The 25360-nt window shown below is 66.3% G+C and carries 15 protein-coding genes; 9 read left to right on the top strand and 6 right to left on the bottom strand.

Going from position 1 to position 25360, the window contains the following annotated elements; all coding sequences use genetic code 11:
- Positions 1-311 precede the first annotated feature (311 nt).
- Positions 312-1736, top strand: a complete 1425-nt coding sequence (gene cls / locus KF791_05320; protein ID MBX3731994.1) for a cardiolipin synthase — start codon at positions 312-314, stop codon at positions 1734-1736.
- A 211-nt stretch (positions 1737-1947) separates the two neighbouring features.
- Here the strand turns inward: cls and KF791_05315 are convergent, their stop codons facing one another.
- Positions 1948-2820 (bottom strand): DUF1080 domain-containing protein, encoded by an 873-nt coding sequence (locus tag KF791_05315; GenBank protein ID MBX3731993.1) that lies wholly within the window; start codon positions 2818-2820, stop codon positions 1948-1950.
- A gap of 197 nt (positions 2821-3017) precedes the next feature.
- Entirely contained in the window at positions 3018-3458 is a 441-nt protein-coding gene (locus tag KF791_05310; protein MBX3731992.1) for a hypothetical protein, read from the bottom strand.
- Between the two features lie 250 nt (positions 3459-3708).
- Between KF791_05310 and ppdK the strand changes: the two genes are divergently transcribed.
- The 3 genes from ppdK to carB all read left to right on the top strand — a co-directional run bounded on the left by ppdK (position 3709) and on the right by carB (position 9379).
- Positions 3709-6459 (top strand): pyruvate, phosphate dikinase, encoded by a 2751-nt coding sequence (ppdK, locus tag KF791_05305; protein MBX3731991.1) that lies wholly within the window; start codon positions 3709-3711, stop codon positions 6457-6459.
- A gap of 169 nt (positions 6460-6628) precedes the next feature.
- On the top strand, positions 6629-7438 hold the full coding sequence (locus KF791_05300; GenBank protein ID MBX3731990.1) for a ribonuclease Z: 810 nt from the start codon (positions 6629-6631) through the stop codon (positions 7436-7438).
- 144 nt (positions 7439-7582) lie between these two features.
- Positions 7583-9379: a carbamoyl-phosphate synthase large subunit gene (gene carB, locus KF791_05295; GenBank protein MBX3731989.1), complete on the top strand. Its 1797-nt coding sequence runs from the start codon at positions 7583-7585 to the stop codon at positions 9377-9379.
- 110 nt (positions 9380-9489) lie between these two features.
- Here carB and KF791_05290 read toward each other — a convergent pair whose 3' ends face one another.
- The gene (locus tag KF791_05290) at positions 9490-9813 is read right to left on the bottom strand and encodes a hypothetical protein (GenBank protein ID MBX3731988.1); all 324 of its coding nucleotides are present in this window, start codon (positions 9811-9813) and stop codon (positions 9490-9492) included.
- Between the two features lie 133 nt (positions 9814-9946).
- A complete protein-coding gene (dusB, locus tag KF791_05285; GenBank protein ID MBX3731987.1) occupies positions 9947-11065 on the bottom strand; it encodes a tRNA dihydrouridine synthase DusB in 1119 nt (372 codons plus the stop codon).
- 575 nt (positions 11066-11640) lie between these two features.
- On the opposite strand from dusB, the gene KF791_05280 reads away from it, so the two are divergent.
- The 3 genes from KF791_05280 to KF791_05270 all read left to right on the top strand — a co-directional run bounded on the left by KF791_05280 (position 11641) and on the right by KF791_05270 (position 17308).
- Positions 11641-13530 carry a potassium transporter Kup gene (locus KF791_05280; GenBank protein MBX3731986.1) on the top strand — a complete coding sequence of 630 codons (1890 nt, stop codon included), beginning with the start codon at positions 11641-11643 and terminating at the stop codon, positions 13528-13530.
- 152 nt (positions 13531-13682) lie between these two features.
- Positions 13683-15998, top strand: coding sequence for a DUF1592 domain-containing protein (locus tag KF791_05275; GenBank protein ID MBX3731985.1), 2316 nt, complete (start codon positions 13683-13685; stop codon positions 15996-15998).
- Positions 15995-17308 carry a DUF1552 domain-containing protein gene (locus KF791_05270; protein ID MBX3731984.1) on the top strand — a complete coding sequence of 438 codons (1314 nt, stop codon included), beginning with the start codon at positions 15995-15997 and terminating at the stop codon, positions 17306-17308. The genes KF791_05275 and KF791_05270 overlap by 4 nt, the downstream gene beginning before the upstream one ends.
- A 6-nt stretch (positions 17309-17314) precedes the next feature.
- Here the strand turns inward: KF791_05270 and KF791_05265 are convergent, their stop codons facing one another.
- Both KF791_05265 and eboE read right to left on the bottom strand, forming a co-directional pair.
- On the bottom strand, positions 17315-20590 hold the full coding sequence (locus KF791_05265) for a PD40 domain-containing protein (protein MBX3731983.1): 3276 nt from the start codon (positions 20588-20590) through the stop codon (positions 17315-17317).
- A 100-nt stretch (positions 20591-20690) separates the two neighbouring features.
- Positions 20691-21866: a metabolite traffic protein EboE gene (eboE, locus tag KF791_05260; GenBank protein ID MBX3731982.1), complete on the bottom strand. Its 1176-nt coding sequence runs from the start codon at positions 21864-21866 to the stop codon at positions 20691-20693.
- 875 nt (positions 21867-22741) lie between these two features.
- Here eboE and KF791_05255 point away from each other — a divergent pair.
- Positions 22742-24124 carry a DUF11 domain-containing protein gene (locus tag KF791_05255; GenBank protein ID MBX3731981.1) on the top strand — a complete coding sequence of 461 codons (1383 nt, stop codon included), beginning with the start codon at positions 22742-22744 and terminating at the stop codon, positions 24122-24124.
- A gap of 154 nt (positions 24125-24278) precedes the next feature.
- Entirely contained in the window at positions 24279-25355 is a 1077-nt protein-coding gene (locus KF791_05250) for a hypothetical protein (protein MBX3731980.1), read from the top strand.
- Positions 25356-25360 lie beyond the last annotated feature (5 nt).

The following is a 25360-nucleotide window of genomic DNA, read 5'->3' as shown; positions in this document are numbered from 1 at the left end:
TCGGAAGCCGGTGGAATCTGCATCCACAGCCACCTCACGGGAATCCCGAGAAATCGTCCGAGTTGACGTATTTTGGGCGGCCGCACCGCGTGGCCGTGGAGGAATACCTCAACGGAGGCCGCCGCAGGCCCAGGATCATCCGTCGGCCGGCGCCGCAACGATTGACGGACGTACGGGCCTCACCCGGCACTGCGGATGGAGCGCCCGCTGGCGAGATTTTGCTCGTCCCGCTCGTTCGAGGGCAGCAGCCTTCCCGCGGGTTTCGCGGTGGACCCTTGTTGAGCTGCGAAAGGAGTGTTCGTTTCAGCACATTGATTTTCCCGCTGATCTATCTGGTGGTGGAGGGCGTCGCGATCCTGAGCGCGGTGCACGCGCTCTTCACCGTGCGCACGGCGCAGGGCTCGGTCGCCTGGATCATCGGGTTGGTGGCGTTTCCGATCCCGGGGCTGCCGCTCTATTGGTTTTTCGGGAGCCGGCGGTTTGAGTTCCACTCGCGGGCCATGCAGCGAAAACTGGTGAAACACCGCTGCGAAGTCCATCGCGTGCGCGATGAAATCAAACCGTTCCAGGTCGGGCGCGCCGGGATTCTGCCCGCGCGGGTGGCCGACGTCGCCGCCATCGCTGGCGAGGAGTTTTTACGCGGCAACCAGCTCCGTTTGCTCATCAACGGTGAGGAAACCTTCGCCTCCATCCTCGCCGGGATTGCGACCGCGCGGCATAGCGTCTTTGTCCAGTTTTACATCATGCGCGAGGACGGCCTGGGCACCCGCCTGCTGGAGGCGCTCGCCGCCAGGGCAGCGGAAGGGGTCGAGGTTTGCTTTCTGTTCGACAGCTTCGGCAGTGCCGCGATGAAGCCGTCCGTGATCCAAAAATGGCGTGATCGTGGGCTCAAGATGGCCACCTTCTGCGCCGTGAGCGGCTGGCGCGAACGCTGGCGGCTCAATTTCCGCAACCACCGCAAGAACGTGATCGTTGATGGGCGCTTGGGTTTCGTGGGCGGCCACAATGTCGGCGACGAATACCTTGGCCTGGACCCGAAATTCGGAGCGTGGCGCGACACGCATGTGCGGGTGGAGGGCCCCGCTGCGATGCAGTTGCAGATGGTTTTCGCCGCCGACTGGGCTTTCGCCACCGGCGAACTTCTGAAGGGATGCTGGCAGGCTCCGGAAAACCTGCCGTCGGACAGTGGCCAGCGGGCCCTTGTACTGTCCTCCGGGCCGTCCGATGAACGCGAACGCTGCACGCTCTTTTTCCATCAGGCGATCTCCATGGCGGAGCACCGGCTCTGGATCGCGAGTCCGTACTTCGTGCCGGATGAAGGCATCCTGCACGCGCTGCAACTTGCCGGCATCCGGGGCGTGGAGGTCCGCATTCTGCTGCCGATGAAGCCCGATCAGTGGCTGGTCTGGCTCGCGTCCTTCGCCATTCTCACGGAACTGGATCACCCGAACCTTCACATCCACCGCTTCACCGGCGGCTTCCTCCACCAGAAGGCGCTGCTGGTTGACGATCACTTCGCCGCTGTGGGCACGAAGAATTTCGACAATCGTTCCTTCCGCCTGAATTTCGAAATCACGCTCGCGGTCGCCGACCGGCAGTTCGCGTCTGAAGTTGCGGCGATGTTTGAGGCGGATTTTTCCGCCTCCGAGAACGCAGACGCCCGTGATTACGACCACCGCCCGCTGCTGTTCAAAGCCGGAGCCCGAGCCGCCCGGCTCCTCGCGCCGATCCTGTAGCCGCTTGGACGGTTGGGAACGGGAATCGGTCGCGGTGAAGCGTGCCCGGGCGGCGGAGGCTCGAGGCTGTCCCGGCGCCACAAGCTCCAAACGCATTTCAAATCGGCGCGTGACATCGGGGATCAATTCTTCCGCGCTGCATTCCCACGGCGATGGTCGGAATCCCTATGGAAGTTGGGGGGGCGTCCGGTCCACACACAGCAGGTCCCCTTCACTCAATCTCAATCCGCCGGACGAGCATCCTGCGGAAGTAGATCTCCGAGCCCTCGCACTGGAGCAGCAGCTTTCCTTCGCGCGGCCAGACCAGGGTCGCCTCAGTCGTGAGCTGGCCGTTGAGCACAATGCGGATGGTTCCGTCGCGGCAGGTGATGACGAGTTGATTCCACTCGCCGGGCGGACGCTCGACATCCCTGGGGCCTCGAAAGCCGGTGATGTCCCGCCAGTTCGCGTCCTTGTTCCGCCAGTTCACCCGGCCCCAGCGCTCGAGAGTGATGGGGCTCCCCTCCGGGGACCACCAGGGCCAGCCATCGGCGTCCCGTCGGCCGTCGCTTGTGACCGTCACGCGCGGGGCGATCAGGTTCCCCCGGGCGTCGTCACCGCGGATCAGGAGGAGGTCACCGGTGGCACCCTCGAAGAGGTTGCATTCGATGGCCGCCATGAACGCACCGCCACCATCGTGGCTGTTGCCGTCGGGACCGGTCGCGTGGAGGAAGATTCCGGAGTCGCGCGCCCTGCCGGAGCGATCGCCCCAATGCGTGTTGGTGCTGCCCCACTTGAACTCGATGGTCAGCTCGTAGTCCCGGAAGGACTCGCGGGTTGCAAGGTAGCCCAGACCGTCTCCGGAGATGCGGAGCCAGCCGTTGGTGACCGAGAAGACCCGCCGGGGATCCTGGAAACGGGTGTCCACCAGCCACGTGTAAAACCCCGACAGATCGCAGCCGTTGAAGAGGGCGACCGCGGCCCCCGCCGGGGCCGCGGGCTTGGCAGCGACGAGGGCGTCGAGGGGAACGGAACGACAGGCGCCCGTGAGTTCGACCACCAGCACCAGCACCAGGGCCGCATGCGGACGGAAGCGGAGCGACATCAACGGCGGCGTTGGCCGGGTGAAGGATCCCGCGGTCAAGGAGGTGCCTCCGCCGAAGGGCACCCTGAACCGGTGCCTTGAAAATCGTGGGAGACGCCTCAGGACACGGGCCCGGCGCCGCCAGCAACCTTCGCGGTCGCGGGCGGCGCGGGCTCTGCTGCAAGGTCGGCAGGGTATTCCTGACGGCCGGTGCGGGATTACTTCGGTCCGAAGGTCCCGCCGAAGTTTTTGATCTTCTTGTTGGAGTACAACGTGGTGTTGAGGGAGTTCAGCGGGTCCTTGGCCGAGAACTTGTAGCCCAGCCGGTCCACCGCCGCGAGGATCTCCGTCTTTGAGAGCGGCTTGGCCCTGGTGACGGTCAGGACCGCCTCGGCCAGGGACATGGAGTTGGAGGCGCGCTTGCGCGGGCCTCGGGCGCCGGACCCGGAGCCCTTCGGGCGGCCCCGTCCCCGGGTCGGGGCCGGGGTTGGATCCTGGACCTCGACCGCCTCGGCGCGGGCGCGGGGCCGCACCGGGGCCGGGGCCGCCGGAGCGCCGCCAAGCGCCTCTTCAATCCGGGCCAGCTCGTCCTGAATCTCCGCCTGGCGCTTCAGCATCGCCGCCCGGAGTTGTGTGAATACCTTGAGAGGATCTTTCATGTAAGGGCCTCAGGTTACAAAGTGGGAACGTTATTTCAATGACTTATTTTTCGAATGCCTGATACGCCGGGACCGCGGCCCTCTGGACGCGGCGGCGGACCGGAGGTCGCGGCGCCGGATGCCCCCCCGGTGAGCCCCGGGATTTTCTACCGATTGACGGTGGGGCTGACCCTGATAGCGTCCGACTTCCGTTTTTTGGCGGGTTTCCCGCCCGACGACGCAACACGCATTCTGCAACACGCCATCACACATGCCAAAAGCTCCGAAATACGTTTACACTTGGGGACACAAGAAGGCTGACGGGGACGGGTCCATGAAGGCCCTCCTTGGCGGCAAGGGCGCCAACCTCGCCGAAATGACCCGCATCGGGCTCCCCGTGCCGCCCGGATTCACGATCACCACCGAGGTGTGCACCTACTACTACGCGCACAAACGGACGTACCCCAGGGAGCTGCAGTCCCAGATGGAGGCCGGTGTTGCCAACATGGAGCGGATCATGGGCACGAAGTTTGGTGCCACTTCCGGCATGCCGCTGCTGGTGGCCGTGCGCTCCGGCGCCCGCGACTCCATGCCGGGAATGATGGACACCATCCTGAACCTGGGTCTGAACGATCAGACGGTGCTGGCCCTGGAGGCGGCCACCCAGAATTCCCGGTTTGCCTGGGATTGCTACCGGCGCTTCATCCAGATGTACGGCGATGTGGTGCTGGGCGTCCAGAAGCGCGAGGGGGAGGATCACGAGCCGTTCGAGACCGTGATCCATGCGTACAAGCATGAGAAGTATCACGCCGAGGTCGAGGATTCGAAGCTCACCCCGGAGGATCAGCAGGAGCTGGTGAGGCGCTTCAAGGCGCTGGTGAAGGAGCGAACGGGCCGCGTGTTTCCCAACGATCCGTGGGACCAGCTGCGGGGCGCGGCCGGGGCCGTGTTCGGCTCCTGGATGAACGACCGCGCGATTGTGTACCGCCGCAAATACAACATCCCGTCGGAATGGGGCACGGCGGTGAATGTGCAGGCCATGGTGTTTGGCAACACCGGTGACACCTCGGGCTCCGGCGTGGCCTTCACCCGCAACCCGGCGAACGGCACCAACGAATTCTACGGCGAATTCCTGGTCAACGCGCAGGGCGAGGATGTCGTCGCGGGCGTCCGGACCCCCGAGCCGGTGCTGAAGCTCAAGGACGTGATGCCGAAGAGCTATGCGGAGCTGCTCAACGTCCGGAAGACCCTGGAGAAGCATTTCCGGGATGTGCAGGACATTGAATTCACCATCCAGGAAGGGCGGCTGTTCATGCTGCAGACGCGCAACGGAAAGCGCACGGCGGCCGCGGCGCTGAAGTTCGCCGCGGACATGGTCCAGGAGAAGCTGATTGACTGGGAGACCGCCGTCCTGCGCAACCCCGCCGACCAGCTTGAACAGTTGCTGGCCCCGATTTTCGATCCCTCCGAGGTGAAGAAGGCGCGGGTCATTGCCACGGGCCTCCCTGCCGGTCCCGGAGCGGCCACCGGACGCGTGTACTTCAACGCCGACCGTGCCGTGCAGGCCTCCGAGAAGGGCGAGACGGTGCTGCTGGTCCGCGTGGAAACCTCGCCCGAGGACTTGCGCGGGATGATTGCAGCCGAGGGGATCCTCACCGCCCGCGGGGGTGTGTCGTCCCATGCGGCCCTCGTCGCCCGTCAGATGGGCAAGGTGTGTGTTTGCGGTGCTGCCGCGGTGCAGATTGATTACGATGCCAAGACGGCCGTGATTGACGGCAAGACCTTCAAGGAGGGGGATTTCCTGTCCATTGATGGCACGTCCGGCCTGGTGTATGCGGGCCAGATCAAGACCGCCCCGTCGGAGATCATCACCGGCCTGTTGAACAACGACCAACGGGCGCAGAAGACGGAAAAGTACCGCAATTACGTGCAGCTCATGGGCTGGTGCAAGAAGGCCACGCGCCTGTCGGTGCGGACCAATGCCGACACGCCGGAGCAGACCGCCCAGGCGATCGCGTTCGGTGCCGAGGGCATCGGGCTCACGCGCACGGAGCACATGTTCTTCGAGGGCGACCGCATTGATGCGATGCGGGAGATGATCCTCGCGGAGACCCTGGAAGCCCGCGAGGCGGCGCTGGCCAAGCTGCTGCCCTACCAGCGCGAGGATTTCCTTGGCATCTTCAAGGCCCTGGGGGGATTTCCGGCGACCATCCGGTTTCTGGATCCGCCGCTGCACGAGTTCCTGCCCCACAGCAAGGAACAGCAGATGGATCTCTCACGGAAGCTCGGCGTTCCCGTGGAGAAAATCATGGCCCGCGTGCATGAACTGCATGAGTTCAACCCGATGCTCGGGTTTCGCGGCTGCCGTCTCGGCATCAAATATCCGGAGATCACCCGGATGCAGGCCCGCGCCGTGCTTGAGGCGGCCGCCGAGGCCAACAAGAAGGGTTTCAAGGCGAAACCCGAGATCATGATTCCGCTGGTGGGCTTCAAGAAGGAGCTCGACCTCCAGGTGGCCATTGTTCACGAGGTGGCGGCCCTGGTTCAGAAGGAACGGAAGGTCCGCATTGCCTACACCGTCGGCACCATGATCGAGATCCCCCGCGGCGCGTTGACGGCCGACGAGATCGCCCAGACCGCCGAATTCTTCAGCTTCGGCACGAATGACCTGACGCAGACCTGCCTTGGCATGTCCCGCGATGATTCGGGTTCGTTCCTTGGCGCCTACACCGAGAACGAGATCGTGAAGAAGAATCCCTTCGCCTCGATTGACCAGACGGGTGTCGGGCAACTGGTGCGGATCGCGGCGGAGAAGGGTCGGGCCTCGCGTCCGGGAATGAAGCTGGGCATTTGCGGCGAGCACGGCGGCGATCCCGAGTCGGTGAAGTTCTGCCATCGTGTCGGCCTGACCTACGTCTCGTGCAGCCCCTACCGGGTGCCGGTCGCCCGCCTCGCTGCCGCCCAGGCCGCGATCGAGGAAAAGCGGGCCGCGTCGAAGCCCGCGAAGAAGAAGAAGAAGTAGCCGCCCGCCGGCCGCGCCCCGGCGCACTGCCGGCGGTATTCTGTTTGCATCGGCCGCCCCGGACCACCGGGGCGGCCATTTTCTTGTCATGGGACCGGGATTCCCGATTCTCCGGTTCATGCGGCTTGCCTCGCGGGGGAACACCAGCCTACAACCTCGCCACCCGCTGATGTCGTCCTCGTCCGCAACCGCAGGTGTCCGCCGCTCGGTGACCTGCTTCGGGGTCGGCGAGGGATGGCCGTCCGGAGACCGGCGCCACGCCTCGTTCCTCTATCGCTGTGGCAACACCACCATCCTGGTGGACTGCGGGGACGGCATGAGCACCGCCTTCAAGGCGGCGGGCATCGCCTATGAAGCGGTGGATGCCGTATTCCTGTCCCACATGCACAGCGACCATGTGGGGGGCTTCTCCATGTTCGTGCAGTCGCTCTGGCTGCAACAGCGGCGGCGTCCGCTCCCCGTGTATGCCGCCCCGCGTGCCCTCGCCGCCCTGGCCGCATGGCTGGAGGCCGTGGTGCTGCCACCCGAATTGATCGGCTTCGTCATTGAGTGGCGTCCCCTGACCGGGGGGCAGGCGGTTCCGATTGGTGAGGTCACCGTCACCGCCCATCCCACCAGCCACCTGGAGTCGCTGCGGCGTAGCCTGGAAGGGCGTCATCCGGCCACCGCCTTTGAGGCCTTCAGCTTCGTGCTTTCGGGACCGGGTTTCCGGGTTTCGCATACCGCCGACATCGGGGACGTCGCGGATCTCCAACCGCTGCTGGTGGCGCGTCCCGAACTGTTGATCTGCGAGCTGTCACACGTGGAACTGGAACCTCTGTGCGCCGCCTTGCGGGCTGCACCGCCTGGACGGGTGGTCTTTGTGCATGTGGCCCGGGATCACCTGGAGGCCCCCGGGGTGACCGAGCGCAGGCTCCAGGAGCTCTTGAATCCGGTGCCCTTCAGCCTGGGCCGGGACGGCGAGGTGGTCCACTTCTGAGGCAACGAATACGGAGCGGACGGCCCCCGCCCGGGTTGCGTGCCCCGGATTTGGCCGTAAGGCACCCGTAGCACCTGCCGGAGATCACTCGTGCCTCGACAGGGGAGCCCCCCTCTGGCTATCTGCCCGGGTCGTCGCTGCCAGATGCCGCCATCCGCTGAACTGCTATCCCGGGCCAAGTCGCTCGGGTTTTCGGACCGCCAGATCGCCCACCTGACTTCGTCCACGGAGGATGCGGTCCGGGCCGAGCGGCATCGCCTGGGGCTGGTGCCCAGCTACCGGCTGGTGGATACGTGCGCCGCCGAGTTTGAGGCCTACACGCCGTACTACTACTCCACCTACGACCGGGGCGATGATGAGGTGGAAGCCTCCGACCGCCGGAAGATCATGATTCTCGGGGGCGGTCCCAACCGGATCGGACAGGGGATTGAATTCGACTACTGCTGCGTCCACGCCGCCTTCGCGCTGAAGGAGGACGGGTTCGAGACGCTGATGGTGAACTCCAATCCCGAGACGGTCTCCACGGACTACGACACCTCGGACAAGTTGTTCTTCGAGCCGCTCACCCTGGAGGACGTGCTGCACATCTACGAGCGGGAGCGATGCTGGGGGGCGATTGCGCAATTTGGAGGCCAGACACCGCTCAATCTGGCGCTCGGACTGCAAAAGAACGGGGTGCGCATCATCGGAACGTCCCCGGAAAGCATCGAAATCGCGGAGGACCGGAAGCTGTTTGCCGCCCTGCTGGACCGGCTCGGCATTCCCCAGCCGCGCAACGGGCTGGCGACGAGCGAGGCGGAGGCCCTGGCCATCGCCCGGACCCTCGGCTACCCGGTCCTGGTGCGTCCTTCGTTCGTCCTCGGCGGTCGCGCCATGCAGATCGTCTATGCCGACCACGAACTGCAGCACTACATGCGGGTCGCCGTCGAGGCGTCTCCGGAGCGCCCGGTGCTGGTGGACAAGTTCCTGGAGGACGCCACCGAGGTGGACGTGGACTGCATTGCCGACGTGGGATTGTTCGAGGATCCGTCGAAGGGCACGGTGGTCATTGGCGGGATGCTTGAGCACATCGAGTTCGCGGGGGTGCATTCCGGCGATGCCGCCATGGTGCTCCCGCCGCACACGTTGTCGCCGGCGGTCGTGGACACCATCCGCAGCCACACCCACGCCATGGCGCGGGCGCTGAAGGTCGCCGGGTTGATGAACGTGCAGTATGCGGTGAAGGACGACGTGGTGTACGTGCTCGAGGTGAATCCGCGGGCCTCACGGACCGTGCCCTTCGTATCCAAGGCCATCGGGCATCCCCTGGCCAAGCTGGCGGCCAAGGTCATGGCGGGCCGGACGCTCCGCGATCTGGGCTTCACCGAAGAGGTCCCGCTGCACTACTGGGCGGTCAAGGAGTCGGTGTTCCCGTTCAACAAGTTCCAGGGGCAGGACATCATCCTGTCCCCGGAGATGCGGTCCACCGGGGAAGTGATGGGCCTCGATGCGAGCCTGGGCATTGCCTATGCCAAGGCCCAGATGGCCGCCGGTTCGCCGCTGCCGTTGTCGGGGCGGGTGTTCATCAGCGTGGGGGACTCCCACAAGCCCCGGGTGGCCGCCATCGCCACGGATCTCGCGGATTTGGGTTTCGAACTGGTCGCCACCGGGGGCACCGCGACCGTGCTCGAGCAGGCCGGCCTGAAGGTGCAGCGGATCTTCAAGCTCAATGAGGGGCGGCCCACCGCCGTGGACCTTCTCAAGAACAAGGAGCTCCACCTGGTGATCAACACCCCCAGCGGCTCGGCCCCGAGGTCGGATGAGGTGCGCATCCGGACCACGGCGGTCATGACGGGCACGCCGATCATCACCACCCTGAGCGGTGCACGCGCCGCAGTGATGGCGATCGCCGCTCTCCGGGAGAACGGCTATTCGGTCAAGACCATCCAGGAGTACCACTGACGTCTGGACCATCCGCGAGCCCCGGTCCGCGGCTTCCCTGAACGGCCCCGGAAAAGAAAAACCCGCCGGCGGATGTCCCGCGGCGGGTGTGATTTCGGGGGCGGGCGGCCTTACTTGACGGCCTCGATCTTCGTGACCGCGACGACGAGCTTGTCGCCGTCCTTGGTGCAGGTGCCTTCGACATTCACCTTGGCCGTCGTGGAGCAGAGGTTCTTGTGGAACGCCTTGCTCACGTCGCCGGTGAGATAATAGGTGGTCTTCTTGTCGCCGTCCTTGACCTGCACCACGTTCTGGCAGGAGTCGGCCGACTTGAGTTCGCACTTTGCGCACATGCCCTCGCCGGTCAGCTTGACCTCTTTGCCTTCATCGGCACGGACAGCAACAGCGGCGGCGGCGATGGCCGCGACAACAACGATCTTTGAGAGAGATTTCATGGGAATAACGAGAAGGTTTGAAACCGTTCCTAGGGAAGTCCCCCGAACCCGGTTTGGCAAGGCCGCATTGTGCAACATTTCCCACGGGCGGCGCGGTCGGTTGCGGAGGCCGGGCGTCGGCCCGGGCCTCCGGTCACCAAACCTCGACCGGACCCTTTGGGACGGGGATTTCCGTGCGCCGGGCGCTGGCGGGTTCCCCGCCGCGTTCGCCGTCCAGGAAGCTCGGCACCATCGGCGCCGGGCGGTGGCGCGGAAGCAGTTCGCCAGCCTCATCGCAGAAGGACTCCCGCCATCGGCGGTATTCGTTGAGGATGGCGTCAAACTCGGTGCGGGTCCGCAGGTGAACCACCCGCTTGTTGAAGCCCGAGGCCGGTCCGAACCGCTTGGAGTACCACGGGGCCACCTTGCGGAACATCACGCAGCCGTGCGGCTCCCCAAACACCTCGATCATCAGGTCCAGGTGCCGGGTCATCAGGCGCACGCGTTCCTCAAATCCCGGCTCGCGAAGCAGGGCTCCCGTGTCGAGAAAGTGGCGCGTGCGGCGGAAGATCCACGGGTCATAGAACGCCCCGCGACCGATGCTCACGCCCGCGCAGCCGGTGGCGTCCATCATGGCGCGAGCCCCCTCCGGAGTGGTGACATCCCCGTTGCCGATGACCGGGATCCGGCGCGCCGCCTGCACCACGCGGCGGATTCCCGGCAGATGGACCCGCCCGCTGAAGCCCTGCTCCCGGGTACGGCCATGGATGAACACTGCGGCGATGCCCGCGTCCTCGAGCGCTCGGACCAGTTCCGGGGCGGTCTGGTTTTCCTCGTCCCAGCCCAGGCGCATCTTGGCGGTCACCGGGATTCCGACGGCCCCGGTCATTGCCCGCACCAGCGCCGCCGTCCGGTCCAGGGCCGTCATCATCGCCGACCCGCCGCCGACGCGGCAGACCTTGCGCACCGGACAGCCCATGTTGATGTCCACGGCCCGGGCGCCCATCGCCTCGACCTGTTGCGCCGCGTCCCGCATCTCCTCCGGCACGGCGCCGAAGAGCTGGACGGCGAGCGGACGGTCCCGTTCGTTGGATTCGACGAGCTTCAGCGCCTTGGGGTTCCGTTCCAGCAGCGACCGGGCGTTGACGAGGTCAGTCGTGCAAAGGTCCACGCCGCCCACTTCACGAACCACCAGCCGGAAGGGCAGGTTCGTGTATCCGGCCAGCGGCGACAGAAACAGGTTGGACGTCAGCTCCAGGGAGCCGAGACGAATCATGGGTGGAGCCTACCGCGGGGCCGATGTCTCGAACAGCGGTGAACACCGGGGAACGCTCCGACGCTGTCGGACCGTCGCCCGCTGCGGCGTGGAGTCCTTGCGACTCGTGCGGTGCGACTCTGCGGTTTGACGTGCGCGGTGAAACGTGGCGTACTTCGCGCGCAGCCGAAGTCCGGCACCTTCCATCGCCGGGCACGGGGGAACCAAAATTCCCGCGCGGAAAATCCCGCGGGAATTGGGGCGTACGCAGGTGGAGGCCCGGGTCCGCAGGGATCCGGGGTTCACCCGGCGGGGGCACTTCCAAGCTCCAGCCCGGCAGCTAACCTCGCAGGCATTTGGAAGGGTGGTTCGAGCCCGCCGGACGCGGCCGGACGCTGCCCTTGTTGGAGAGCGTCCGCAGCGTTGCAAGGTGAGGTGGTTTCAAGATTCAGCGCCCGTCCCCCGGCAGGGGAGCGACTCCGGCGAAGGCCCGGAGCCTGTGTCCCGCGCACGCTTCTGGTCCCGTTGCCCGGGTCCGGGTCTCACCTTGGTGCTTCCGTCGCGGTGCGGCCCGCCGGTTTCCGACTGATCCCATGGAATCCAAACCCTCGAGCCGGCTGAGACTTGCCGGGCTGACCCTGGCCGCCCTCGGTGTGGTGTACGGCGACATCGGCACGAGCCCGCTTTACGCGCTCAAGGAATGTTTTGGAGGCGCCCATGGCGTGGCACCCACGCCGGCCAACATCCTGGGGGTGCTGTCCCTGGTGATCTGGTCGCTGATCCTGGTGGTCTCGGTGATGTACCTCATCTTTGTGCTGCGGGCCGACAACAAGGGCGAGGGCGGCATTCTTGCGCTGCTGTCGCTGGCGTTTCCCGAGCGCCGGGATGGCGTCGCCCCGGGCAGGGTGGCGACGGGCATGATCCTGCTGGGCCTGTTTGGTGCCGCCCTGCTTTATGGCGACGGGATGATCACACCGGCCATCACGGTCCTCGGGGCCGTCGAGGGGCTTGAGGTCGCCACGCAGCGTTTTGCGCCATTCGTGGTGCCGCTGGCGGTCGTTATCGTAGTGGCGCTTTTTGGGGTGCAGGGCGCGGGAACGGGGACGATCGGCAAGGTGTTTGGTCCGGTGATGATCCTTTGGTTCGCCACCATCGGCGCGCTGGGGGTGCATGGGATTCTGATGCACCCGGGGGTGTTCGGTGCCGTGAATCCCCTCCATGCCGTCGAGTTTTTCCAGCGGAATGGATGGCTGGGATTCAAGGTGCTCGGTGCCGTGGTGCTCGTGGTCACCGGAGGCGAGGCGTTGTATGCCGACATGGGGCACTTTGGCGCGCGACCGATGCGCCTGGCGTGGTTCGGCATGGTGCTGCCGGCGTTGCTGGCCAATTACCTCGGCCAGGGCGCGCTGCTCCTCGAGGACGCCGATGCCTCGGTCAACCCCTTCTACCGGCTGTCTCCGCGCTGGATGCTGCTGCCGTTGGTCGGACTGGCCACGGCCGCGGCGGTGATCGCGTCCCAGGCCCTGATCAGCGGCGCCTTTTCACTGACCATGCAGGCGGTGCAACTGGGCTACCTGCCGCGACTGGCCATCGAGCACACCAGCGAGCGGGAGCGCGGCCAGATCTTCATTCCCCAGGTCAATTGGGCTCTGATGGTGGCCTGCGTTGCGTTGGTGCTTGGATTCCGATCGTCATCCAACCTGGCGGCCGCGTACGGGATCGCCGTCACCGTCACCATGCTGATCACCACCGTGCTTTTTTACTTCGTGGCGAGGCGTCTCTGGGGTTGGAAGCTTTGGACCACCCTGGCCGTGGTGATTCCGGCGTTCCTGATCGAGGCGGCGTTCTTTGGAGCCAATTCCCTCAAGTTCATGCATGGCGGCTGGTTCCCGCTTCTGGTCGCCTCAATGGTGTTCCTGCTGATGACCACGTGGCGGACCGGACGCCGCCTGTTGTGGGAGCGGGTCCGGACCACTGCCCTGCCGGCGACGCAGTTCCTGGAGGGCATCGGCCGGCGTGAAGTGCCGCGGGTCAAGGGCACCGGCGTCTATCTGGCCGGCAACCCGGAGGGCGTGCCGATCGCCCTTCTTCACAACCTGAAGCACAACAAGGTGCTTCACGACCGGGTGATCTTCCTGACCATCGTGGTTCACGACACCTCGCGGGTGGACGATGCCAGCCGGATCACCGTGGAGGAGCTCGGGCAGGGGTTCTGGAGGGTGCGGGCCTCGTTCGGCTTCATGGAGGAGCCCAACGTACCGCAGGTGCTCCGGCGATGCGCGGACTACGGATTAAAGCTTCGCGAGGCGGAGACCTCGTATTTCCTGAGTCGTGAGACGATCATCTCCAGCAGGAAGAGCGGGATGGTCCGCTGGCGGGAGATGCTGTTTGCCGTCATGGCCAGGAATTCCCAGAGCGCGACCAGCTTTTTCCAACTGCCTGCCAACCGGGTCGTCGAACTGGGCATGCAGGTGGAGATCTGACGTCCGGGGATTGAAGGATGCCGGGGAGAGGCGCGTCCGAAAGGTGCAGGGGCGGACCCCCGCGGGTTTCTTCCCTCCAAGGCGGGCTGGATGAAGCCGCCGGCTTTGCTTGGCGGATCCGGCTTCATGGGGCAGTTTTCAACTGTTCAGTCATGTATCGAATCCACGTGTTCTGTCTGGTGCTTGCGGTCGCTCCGGTGATGGCCCTCGCCGGAGTGTCCGGCGACGCCATCTACCGCCGCTTGTGCGTGGAATGTCACGGGGAGCAGGGCGAGGGCGTGGCGGGGCGCTACGACGAGACCCTCCATGGCGACCGGTCGCTGGAGTCGCTGACCCGCCTGATTGAGCGGACGATGCCCGAGGAGCATCCCGAGCAATGTGTCGGGGAGGAGGCGTCGGCGGTGGCCCGCTACATTTTCGACGCCTTCTACTCACCGGCCGCCCGGGCGCGAAACAACCCGCCGCGCGTGGACTTTTTGCGGCTCTCCAACCGGCAGTTGCGCGAGTCCGTGGCCGACCTGTTTCTTGGGTTCCTGCCGCCGGCGGTGCCGGCGGTTCCGGGGGGGTTGCGTGCCGCCCTGTACCAGTCCAACGGGATGAACAAGAAGGAGAAGGAGGTTCTGGTCCGGACCGATCCCTCCGTGGACTTTCAGTTTGGCACCAACAGCCCCGTGGAGGGCATCACCGCCGACCAGTTTTCGATCGCGTGGACCGGTTCCCTGATGGCGCCGCACACGGGCGTATACGAATTCCGGCTCACGACCCCCAACGGAGCCCGCCTCTACGTCAATGAGGCCCTGCGGCCCGGGGACACCAATCGCCGGGATGACAGCGACGCACGGCGCGCACCGGCGGTCATTGATCTCTGGGTCAGCTCGGGGGGGGCCCGCCGTGAGGGAGTGGCCCGGATGTTCCTGCTGGGCGGGCGGTGGTATCCGCTGCGACTCGACTATTTCAAGTTCAAGGAGGCCGATGCCGGAATCCGCTTCGAGTGGCGCCCACCCCACGGCGTCTGGTCGGTGCCCGGCCCTGGGCACCTTTCGCCGGATCCATCGCCGCCCGTGGTCGTGGTCCGCACCCCCCTGCCCGCCGATGATCGGAGCCTGGGGTATGAACGGGGATCGGCGGTCTCGAAGGCCTGGCATGAGGCGACGACCCGGGCGGCCCTCGAAGTGACCGAGGACGTGGTCACCCGCCTCGACCTGTACAGCGGGACCCGCATGAAGGACACCAACCGCGTCGAAGGGCTCCGGGAGTTCGCTCTCACCGTGGCGGCTCGCGCGGCGCGGCGCCCGATGTCCGAGGCGGATCCGGACGGCGTGATCGCGGGGCTGTTCGAGTCCGGGTTGCCGCCCGAGGTCGCGGTGAAGCGGGCATTGCTCCGCACGCTGGCCTCCCCGCGATTCCTCTACCCCGACCCCGGCGGCGCGTCGGAGGACCACACCGTGGCGGCGCGGCTGGCACTGTTCCTGTGGGATTCACTCCCGGACGCGCCCTTACGGGAGGCCGCGGAGGACGGGGCCTTGCGCAGTCCCGGGCAGGTGCGTGAGGCCGCGCGGCGCATGATTGCCCTCCCGCAGACCCGGGCCAAGCTCGCCGGATTCTTCGAGCACTGGCTGGCCATGGAGGAGGCGGACGATGTCTCCAAGGATGAAAGCGCCTTCCCGGGATTCGACGCCGCGCTGCTGGCCGATCTGCGGCAGTCGCTGGAGACGCTGGTGGACGCGGTGGTATGGAGCGAGCGATCGGACTATCGGGAACTGCTGCTTGCGGACTCCCTGCCGGTGAATTCGCGGCTCGCAGCATTCTACGGGGCAACACCACCGGCCGGCGACACGTTTGAGCTGGTCCGTTTCGAGCCCGGGTTGCGCGCGGGCGTCCTGACCCATCCCTTCCTGCTCACCACGCTGGCCTATCACCGCTCGTCGTCGCCGATACACCGGGGGGTGTTTCTGACGCGCAACGTGCTCGGGCGGTTCCTCAAGCCACCGCCGATGGCGATCGAGTTCATGGACGACCGGTTCGATCCGTCGCTGACCATGCGTGAGAAGGTGACCGAGCTCACATCGAAGCCGGCGTGCATGGGATGCCATGCAACCATCAATCCGCTGGGGTTCAGTCTGGAGCATTTCGACGCCGTCGGACGCTTTCGTACGGTGGACAACACCAAGCCCGTGGATGCCGTCGCCGAATATCTGACCACGGATGGCGAACGCCTGATCCTGCGCGGCCCCCGGGACCTGGCACTCCATGCCGCAGCCAGCGATGAAGCCCGGCGCGGGTTTGTCCGGCAGCTCTTTCAGCACACCGTCCAGCAGGCTCCGGCAGCCTATGGGCCGGACACGCTGTCCTCCCTCGACCTCGACTTCCTGGAGTCCGGATGCCACATCCGCAGGCTGCTGGAGTCCATGGTCACGCTGGCGGCGATGCCTTCCTCCTCCTCCAACCCTCAACACACGACACCATGACCTTCCTTCAACGTCGCCAGTTTCTTGCCCGGCTTGGTTTGTCCACGGCTGCGCTGCCGTTTCTTGGCGGACTGTCCGCCCTGGCGTCGCCGGCTCCATCGGGTGGGCGCCAGCGGATCGTCTTCATCTTCTCCCCCAACGGCATCGTGCCCCCGGATTTCTGGCCCGACACCGAGGGTGCCGGGTTCGAACTCAAACGGATCCTGGCGCCGTTGGAGCCCTGGCGGGACCGGACGCTCATTGTGCAGGGTCTGTGCAACCGGGTGCGTGGGGACGGCGACGGACACATGCGAGGCATGAGCTGTCTGCTGACCGGCATCGAGCTGTTTCCCGGGAATATCCAGGGCGGCTCGGACACACCTGCCGGCTGGGCGAGCGGCATCTCGATTGACCAGGAACTGAAGAATTTCCTGCAGGGGCGTGAGGAAACCCGGACCCGGTTTGGGTCCCTGGAGCTCGGGGTGGCCGTGCCCAACCGGGCCGACCCGTGGACCCGATGGGTTTATGCCGGACCGAACCAGCCGGTGGCGCCGCTCGACGATCCGTATCTGGTCTTTGAGAAGTTGTACGGGCGGATGAAGGACCGGGAGAGCCTGGCCAGCGTGTTGGATTCGGTGCATGCCGACCTGAAGCGGGTGGCGGCGCGGGTGGGGGTCGAGGACCGGCAGCGCATCGAGCAGCATGCGACCCTGGTACGGGAGCTGGAGGTGGACCTGCAGACCGCCCGCGACGAGAAGCTGGCGCATCCGGAACCGGTCCTGGAGCCCGGCTGTGGGACGGAGAATGATGACATGCCCCGGGTGACCGCACTCCAGACCGACCTGCTGGTCAATGCCCTGGCGAACGACATGGCCCGCGTGGCCTCCATCCAGTTTACCAATTCAGTCGGCCAGGCGCGGATGCGCTGGCTGGGCATTGAAGAGGGGCATCATTCCCTCTCGCACGATCCGGATCTCAACGAGCCATCCCAGGAAAAGCTGGTGAAGATCAACCACTGGTTCTGCGAACAGATTGCGGTCCTCGCCCGGAAGCTGGAGGAAACACCGGAGCCCGGGGGCGAGGGCTCGATGCTGGACCACACCACGCTTCTTTGGACCAACGAGCTGGGCAAGGGCAACAGCCACACCCATGAGAACATCCCGTTCGTGCTGGTGGGCGGTGGGCTGGGATTTGGCACCGGCCGGGCGCTCAAGCTGGAGCTCACGCCGCACAACCGGCTGTGGCTTTCCCTGGCCCATGCCTTCGGGCATGACCTAAAGGCCTTCGGGAATGCCCGGTTGTGCGAGGCGGGTCCGCTGGCGTTGTCCTGAGGCGGCTCATTTCGGGAATCGCTTGTCGGGGTAGGGCGGATGGGGCGGCACCGGACGCGGATCCGCGGCGATCAATTCCTGGAGGTGCTGGATTGCGGCCTCCAGCTGGGCGTCACGCCCTTGGAAGGTTTCGTGGGGCAGGTTGTCCACCACGATGTCGGGGTCCACGCCGTGTCCCTCGATGAGCCACTCACTTTCCGGGCCGAACACGCCGAACTCGGCGGCACTGGCCATGCCGCTGTCCACCAGCCATCGCTGTGCGCTGAGCCAGATCTCGCCGCCCCAGGTGCGGGTGCCGATCACCTTGCCCAGCCCGAGACGGCGGAAGCCCTCGGTGAACGCCTCGCCGTCGCTGGCGGTCCGCTCGTTGCACAGCACCACCACATGTCCGCGAAAGGCGTAGTGCATGTTCCAGGTGGCCTGGCCCACCCGGGGCTTCCAGTAGAACCAGGCCTTCCGCAGCAGGCGGTTGAGGATCCAGGCATCAATGTTCCCGCCCCGGTTGTTGCGCACATCAATGATGAGTCCCGCGCGGTCGAAGACCGGATAATACTCGCGGGCCCATTCCGCGATGTTCTGGGTTCCCATCGCCCGCAGATGCACGTAGCCGATCCGGCCGTTGCCACGGGCCTCGACCTCCCGCCGTCGGGAAAACTCCCAATCGGAATATCGGAGGTCGGCATCCCGGGGGATGGAAACCGGTTTCACCACGACCTGCCTCGGATCGCTGGTGCCACCCGGCCGGACCTCCAGCAGCACCTGGCGCCCGGCCTGGTTGCGCAGGAGACGTTCGAACTCCAGCACGGGCAGCGTGGGCAGGCCGTTCACCGCGGTGATCACGTCGCCCGTGCGGACGTCCACCCCAGGCTGACGCAAGGGTCCGAGGCCGCCCGGGAAATCGGGATCGCTTTCGTAGAGGCGGTCCACCCGCCAGCCGCCGCCCGACTCCGTGCGCACGAGCAGCGCTCCGAGCGAGGCGGGCCGGACGGAATCGGAACCCTCGCGGAGGTCGCCGAACCGGACGTTGATGTGGAGCGTGGAGAGTTCGCCCATCAGCTCCGAGAGGACTTCGCTGAGCTCCGCCCGGTCGCTGACCCGGTCCACGAGGGGCAGGTAGCGGTCCCGAAGGGCGGCCCAATCCAGTTGATGGATCCCGGGGTCGTAGAAGTAGTCCCGCATCATCCTCCACGACTCCAGGAAGATCTGGCGCCATTCCTCCCGCGGCACCACCGGAAAGGTCCAGTCGTCGAGGCGGAACCGGTCTTCGAGTTTCGCCGGCGCCGGGGCATCGCTGGCAATCGCATGGAACTGGTCGCCTTTGCGCACCAGCAGCTTCCGGCCGTCCAGTGACAGCTCATAGGCGGTCACGTCCTCCACCAGGGTCTTCGCCTTGGGATCCTTCCGCGTGATCTCGAGCTGGCGGAGCTGCCACTTGGTGTCGAAGCCGGTGTCCCGTGCCAGCCAGAACAGGTGTTTCCGGCCAACGGATAATTGCTGGAGGTTTCCGGCAGGGACCGGCACCTCATAGAGGCGGGAGGGCAGGCCTTCCCATTCCACGACCACCTCGGTGGCCGCGGTCGCAGCGCCCTCGGAAGAAGCGGTTTGCCCGGGCTTGGACGATTTGTCAGCCGGCGTTTCGGCCTCAGCATTCGGCGAACCCAGTTCAGTGGGTTCCTGAAACGGCCACCGGGCCGTGGACCTGAGCGCCAGGGCGAACACCTGCGTGGATTCCGGGAAATACGGCTCCGGCTGGCGTGGACCCCAGGGACTGTCCACGAGGGATCGAAGCCGGCGATCGCTCAGGAAATAGAGCCATTGGCCGTCCGGCGACCATGCCGGATTGTAGCTGTCCACGCGGTCGCTGGTGACCACGGCGCGCCGTCCGTCGGCGGCGCCGTACAGGTGGACCTGCGGGTAGCCGTTGGAGGCCGCCGTCACGTAGGCGAGCCAGCGCCCATCGGGGGACCAGGAGAAGTCGGTGATGGCGTCCATGCCGCTTTCCGCAACCAGGGTGAGGGTGTTGGTCCCGGGCTCCAGAATCCAAAGCCGCTGATTTTTGTCGCCCCACGCAATGCGGCTGCCGTCGGGGGATGGGACTCCGGGATGCCGGAATACGGAGCCGTTGGTGGTGAGCTGAACCGGGGCGCCCACGCCGTTTGCGGGCAATCTCCAGAACTCCAGCTCGCCGGTGGCATCCGAAAGCGCCAGCAATTCCCGGCCGTCCGGCAGGAACGTTGCCGCCCGGTACCGCACCCCGGCGGGACGGGGCACCTCGACCAGGCGTCCCGGTTCCACGGTGGCCACAAACACCTGCCCCCGGGCGGTCAGCGCCAGCCGGTCTCCGGATGGCGAGAGTTTCGCGGAGGTCATGTAGTCCAGGGGTCGCTTCACCCAGCGCTCCCGCAACTGGTCGAAGTCGGAGGCCAGCACCACCGGAATGATGGTGTCCTGCCCGGAGGCCAGGTCATGCAGGTGGAGGTTCCCTGCTCGCGCGTACACCACCCGGCCGGCGTGGAGCGAGGCGGTCTGGATGTCGAACCCGGTGTGGCGGGTTCGTTGCTGCAGGTCCGTGCCGTTCGTGGTCATGGACCACAGGTTCATGATCCCGTCGCGGTCCGAGATGAAATGGATCCGGTCGGCCCACCACATTGGATTGCGGCTGGTGCCGTCGAAATCCGCCGCCAGTCGGACCGCCTCGGCGTCACCGCGCGCGAAACGCCAAAGGTTCTCGATCCACCCGCCCCGGTAGCGTTTGGTGCTGCTGCCCTGCTTGGGCAGGCGGGTGAAGTACAGCGTGGTGCCCTCCGAGTCGTACACCCCCTCCGACGCCTGGGCCAGCGGGACCGGTTCGCGGATGCCGGTGGCTGGATTCAGCCGGATGAGTTGGGCATTCGGCAGGGTCGCGTGTCGGAGGGTCTGGTACAGCACCCGGCCGTCCGGGGTCCAGCCGGCGATCCGCGGTTCGCTGCCGTCAAAGGTATGCCGGGTCGGCAGCCCGCCGGATGCGGGCATGGTGTACACTTCGCGGGGTCCTTCGTACTCGGCCGAGAACGCGAGGGTGGCGCCGTCCGGTGAAAAGGCGGCGTGCTGCTCCATTCCGGGGTGCGACGTGAGCCGGCGGCCGACCCCGCCGGCCGTGGACACAGACCAGAGGTCTCCCTCCGCAGTGAAGACAATCGTCTCCCCGTGGAGGGCGGGATCCCTGAGGTAGGCGCCTGGGCCCGGGGTGGCGCCCCAGGACACGGCCGCGAGGCAACACAGGAGAAGGCAGCAACGGATCACCGGACGGAAACTATCCTGGGCCACCGGCGCGCGTGAAGTTCGGACCGCGAGGCCCAGAGCAATTCCCGGCCAATTCCCGGTTCCGCCGGGGGGCCGGGTCTCATGCCGGTGTGAATCCCCGACGGGCCAGCTCGGCCAGGGTCCACTCATACTCTCCCACCAGCATGTCCTCCACCCGCGCGGATTTCAGCGGCCGGGGCAGCACCTCCCAGGTGTACGTCTCCATTTCGAGGTGATGGCACAGATTGGGATGTTGCCGCAGGACATCCAGGGTGGAGCGGACGTGTTCCGCGGTGGTGCCCAGAGTACCGGTCTCCGGAGCGTGGAGGGGCACGTGGAAGTGGATCCTCCATTCGCGGTCCCATTGGGGCCCGTCGCTGACCGGGGTGGCCAGCGCCTCCTCCAGATCCTGATAGCGCACCAGTTCGCCGTCGGCGCGGCGCTCGATGACCTGATGGAAATACACCCCGTCGAGGAACGAATCGAGCTGCCGTCGGACCTCCAGGGTCGGGTGGACGCGGAGCGCGTTGCTGAGGTGGATTTTGCTGACGATCACCCCGCGACGACGGAAGCGCTCCAGGGCTGCCGTTGCCTCCTCGTACTGGAGTGCGAAATGGCAGGTGTCGTAGTTGATTCCCAGGTGTTCCCACAGGCGCTGGTCCCCCGGGCGGTCCGCCTCGAGTTGCTCCATGAGAACGAGGCACTCGGTGGTGTTCTCAACGGTTCCAAACGGCTCGGGCTCCAGACCGAGATGAAGCTTCCGGCCGGTACGGCGGCAGAGCTGCTCCTGATGATCCACACACCGCCACAAGTTCTCGCGGGCGGCGCGGAGGCCGCGCTCGCCGAGTCGAAACTGTTTGAAGCTGACCGGCACGGTGCTGACGGATCCTTCGACACCCGGGGGCAGCAGTGCTGCCAGAAGGTCAAACAACCGGTTCGTGTAGGCGAGTCGCTCGGGAGTGGTCCAGTCCGGCTGCGCCACCTGTTCCTTGACCCGGGTGCCGTGAAAGTTGCCGTAGGGGAATCCGTTGATTGTGAAGACGTAGCAGTGGTGCCGCTCCAGCCAGTCTCGGAAGCTGCGCAGCGTGGTGGACTGGCTGAGTTCGCGGGACGCCAGATCACTCAACCGCAGGCCGATCGCGTAAGGGCGTCCGGAGGCCACCCGTCGGCGCACCGCCAGCGTGTGCTCCTGAAGTCCGGCAAGGGTCTCGGCCCAGTCGCGTCCGCGATGGACATTGGTGCAGTAGGCCAGATGCGCGCCATGCGTGAGCTTCACGGACTCAGACTACCCGGCCCGGCCCGGTCGTGCGAGGTCGCGGCGCATCAACCGGCCGGAGCAATGCTCGGGCGCACGTGCGGACCTGCCAGGGCGCTGAGGGCCTTACGGAGCCCCCACCGCTCCCGCCAGGTCGGGGGCGGTTCCGTCCAGACACGGAGAGGTTGCGGACCTTGAAGTTCTCCCCACTGGGATTGCCGCACATGAAGGATTCGCAGCGGCCGCCAAGCGAGGCGCTCCGGCCCAGTTCCCAGGCGAATGAAGGGTTCCTCGGTACCGCAACGCAGGGCGGCACCAGGCCGGAAAAGCCGGTCTCGTGCGCCACCACGGCTCCCAGTGCCGGATGATCGCCGAACGGCGAACCGAAGCGCCCGCTCAACACCCAGTTGGTGGCCGTTATCGGGCCCTTGCGGAAGGCGTTCCGGGCGGTCTCGCTTTTTCCGCGGCGAGCAATGCGGGCAGGGAGAGGCCCAGCGGTGCCCGCGCACCCAGCTTGAGGAAATGGCGCCGGGTTTGTCCGGTGCAGAGCGGCAACCGGCGAGGGGTCAGGCGGACGGTGAGCATGAAGCGGGAGCCGTTCGGAACCCCGCCATTCCGCCCGGCGCTCCTGAATCTGCAAAATCAGGCTGCGATGCTCGCAGCGCGCCAGCGCGGACGCTGGCTGGTGGGTCGCATTGGATCCGGAGGCATGGCCGGGCTCAACCCCCGGGTTCGGTTCGTGTCCGTTCACGGGCGCGGGAAGCGGGACGACGCACCCGGGGGCGCCGTCAGGTGGGGATTTTTGACACCGCGACGAACAACGGGGCTTCGCGTGGCGTTTCGGGGCCACTCCATCGGGCTTGCCGTCGAGGGGCCGCCGCGGCTTCCCTTGGGGGATGGACCTTGTCACAAGCCGGTGGCTGCGATGCTGGCTGATGGTGTGGTTGGCGGGCGGAATCCTCCGCGGGCAGGAATTGGGTCTTGGATTTCAAGCGAATCCGGATCCGGCCCGGGTGCTGCGCACTGTCGGGTATACGCTGAACGTGACCAACCTCTCCGGGGAGGCCCTGAACGGGCTGGTCATCGAGGTGGACATCCGGGGCGGAGTCACCCTGACGGCCTCCTCCAACTCTCTCGGTTCCGCGACCAATCTCGCGTCCGTGGCTTTGTTCACCATTCCCGCGCTGACCAATCGTGCCGATGCCGTGCTCACCTATTCCGGCGTCGCCGTGGATCCGGGAGTGATCACCCACCGGGTCATCGGCGGCATTGGGGGTGTCGCCGCCGACATCGCCCTCTTCTCCACGACCAACATCTACGGCGTTGCCCGGCTTACCGCGGCCTGGGGGCCCTTTCCCGGGGGCGTCATCCAGAACGACCTCGTCGCGGGAGGGCTCACCATCTCAAATGAGGGGCCGGACAACGCCGCGGGCGTCGTGGTGCGTCAGGAACTCCCTGCGGGACTTCACTGGGTGTCCGTGGCCCCGTTGTCGTTGCCGGTGGAGGTGCGGGATACCCATGCCTGGGTGACGGTCGGGTCCCTGGCCGCCGGATCGGAGGCACGGCTGCAACTGGCCTTCCAGCCGGAGCCCGCCGGCACCATGCCGCTCATTGCCGCTGTCGAGGCGCCGGGATTCGAGAATCCCGTCCCGCCGGGTGCCACGAGCCGGGTGGACCTGCTGGTGGGCACCGGCACCTTCGCCGACCTTGAGATCACGCTGAGGTCACCCCAGGTGCTCAACCGTCAAACGGGACTCCTTGAACAGCGCATTGGACTGTCGAATGCCGGTGCGAGTCCGGTCGGCGCGGCCCGTGTGCTGGTTTCCGGGTGGACCAACGGGCTGTTCAACGCTTGGGGAACCAATGGGGTGACCCCGTTCGTCACCTACCCGTCACCGCTCGCCCCGGGGCAGTCGGTGGAGTTGGTGTTGCAGTCCTTCAGTCCGTCCCGTCAGGCCGGCCCTGACCCGGAACTGGCTGCGGTGGGTGTCCCGGTGCCCCGGGTTCCCATCCCTGAAGTCACAGGCGTCAACGGCACCCGCCTGTTGAACTGGACTGCCGGCCAGGCGTTGCTCGAGTTTCCGGCGGTTGAGGGAGCGCGCTATGCCATCCGGTACGCTTCCACCCCCGCAATGACGAACAGTTGGATCGTCCAGCCGCTGGTGACCGCGCCCGGATCGTGGGTCCAATGGTTCGATGATGGGCCACCCGCCACGCTGACCCTGCCCTCCGCGGCTGCAGGGCGCTATTATCAGGTGGTCGAGGTGGTGTGGCCATGAAGCGTCCAGGCATGGCGGTGGACCCCGGGGGTGCCCGGGATTTGATGTCGCACGGCATGCCGCGATGGGCTCATGATTTCCTCAGGCTTTAAGACTTGATCGCATCCGGCGCGGGGTCGGCATGATCCGCGCGGACACGCCGCAACGACATTCCATGCAAACCGATCTTCCTTGCCGCCGCTTCCGGGGTGGCCACCCCTTGGCCCTTCCGGCGGGCATCAGCGGCTGCCTTGCAGTGCTCGGGGGCACTGCGGGGCTTGCCCAGAACGTGGCCGACGACTGGACCCGCAACTTCCGGCTTGGCGCCCAGACCATGTTCAACGTCAAGGCGGACTTCTCGGTCAGCGGGACTGTTCCGGTGAGCCGGCCGCCTCCGGGTCCGGTGGGTGTTCCCGGCGCCGATCATTTTTACGATGACGGATTTGTGCGTGTGGACCAGACCGGCAACGCGGGCGGGACCACCTCATTCTGGGGCTATCAGAGCGGTTCCCAGGTGGATGCTGCCAACGACCGGATCGTGATGAAGAGCGTCCGGTCGTTTCAGGCTTCCGAGGACACCACGGTCAACTCGGGCTTTTCGCCGGGACTGGACACCGCCTATGGGTCCCAGATCCGTGATTGGGGCCGGACGCGCCTCGGCTGGGAGGTGGGCTACGCGTTCACACCGTTTGATTTCAAGGATGAGACGCCCCTGGCGGCGACGGTGACGCGGGACGTCCAGGCGTTCAGCTACGGGGGCATCGCGCTGCCACCCGCTCCGTTTGCCGGAGGTCCGTCGGGCGTGGGGCCGGCCATCGGGGACGTCTCGACAGCCCTGGCCGATGAAGTGCTCGGTGCCACGATCACCGGCACCCGGCAACTTGACGTCAACCTGCACGCCCTCCGGGCGGGCGTGACGCTGTTCTGGCGCTTTCAGCCGCGTTGGGCGCTTTCGGGAAGCCTCGGCCCGGCGATGGGACTGGTGCCCGGCACGTACCGCTACGAGGACACCTTTGCGATGGCCGACGGCACGACCGCCACGGAGTCGGGATCCAGTTCGAAGACGGAGGTCGTCTTTGGTGGCTATGCCTCGGCAACGTTGCTCTGCCGTGTGACGCATTCGGCCGATGTTTACCTGGGCACCCAGTTCATGGGACTGCAGAGCGCGAGCTTTGGGAGTGCCCAGCGTCAGGCGGAGTTGAACCTCGGTGCGACATTCACCCTGTCCCTGGGCGTCAACTGGCCGTTTTAGTGCGG

Source organism: Verrucomicrobiia bacterium (assembly GCA_019634635.1).
GTDB lineage: Bacteria > Verrucomicrobiota > Verrucomicrobiia > Limisphaerales > UBA9464 > UBA9464.
The sequence above is the reverse complement of the archived record's forward strand: the minus strand, read 5'-3'. Positions and strand labels throughout refer to the sequence as shown.

Excerpts from the sequence above, each read along its gene's own strand:
- KF791_05310 (MBX3731992.1), bottom strand. The coding sequence starts at position 3,458 with ATGAAAGATCCTCTCAAGGTATTCACACAACTCCGGGCGGCGATGCTG.
- ppdK (MBX3731991.1), top strand. The coding sequence starts at position 3,709 with ATGCCAAAAGCTCCGAAATACGTTTACACTTGGGGACACAAGAAGGCT.
- KF791_05315 (MBX3731993.1), bottom strand. The coding sequence starts at position 2,820 with ATGTCGCTCCGCTTCCGTCCGCATGCGGCCCTGGTGCTGGTGCTGGTG.
- KF791_05270 (MBX3731984.1), top strand. The coding sequence starts at position 15,995 with ATGACCTTCCTTCAACGTCGCCAGTTTCTTGCCCGGCTTGGTTTGTCC.
- KF791_05290 (MBX3731988.1), bottom strand. The coding sequence starts at position 9,813 with ATGAAATCTCTCTCAAAGATCGTTGTTGTCGCGGCCATCGCCGCCGCC.
- KF791_05275 (MBX3731985.1), top strand. The coding sequence starts at position 13,683 with ATGTATCGAATCCACGTGTTCTGTCTGGTGCTTGCGGTCGCTCCGGTG.
- KF791_05250 (MBX3731980.1), top strand. The coding sequence starts at position 24,279 with ATGCAAACCGATCTTCCTTGCCGCCGCTTCCGGGGTGGCCACCCCTTG.
- KF791_05300 (MBX3731990.1), top strand. The coding sequence starts at position 6,629 with ATGTCGTCCTCGTCCGCAACCGCAGGTGTCCGCCGCTCGGTGACCTGC.
- KF791_05255 (MBX3731981.1), top strand. The coding sequence starts at position 22,742 with ATGGACCTTGTCACAAGCCGGTGGCTGCGATGCTGGCTGATGGTGTGG.
- carB (MBX3731989.1), top strand. The coding sequence starts at position 7,583 with ATGCCGCCATCCGCTGAACTGCTATCCCGGGCCAAGTCGCTCGGGTTT.
- KF791_05280 (MBX3731986.1), top strand. The coding sequence starts at position 11,641 with ATGGAATCCAAACCCTCGAGCCGGCTGAGACTTGCCGGGCTGACCCTG.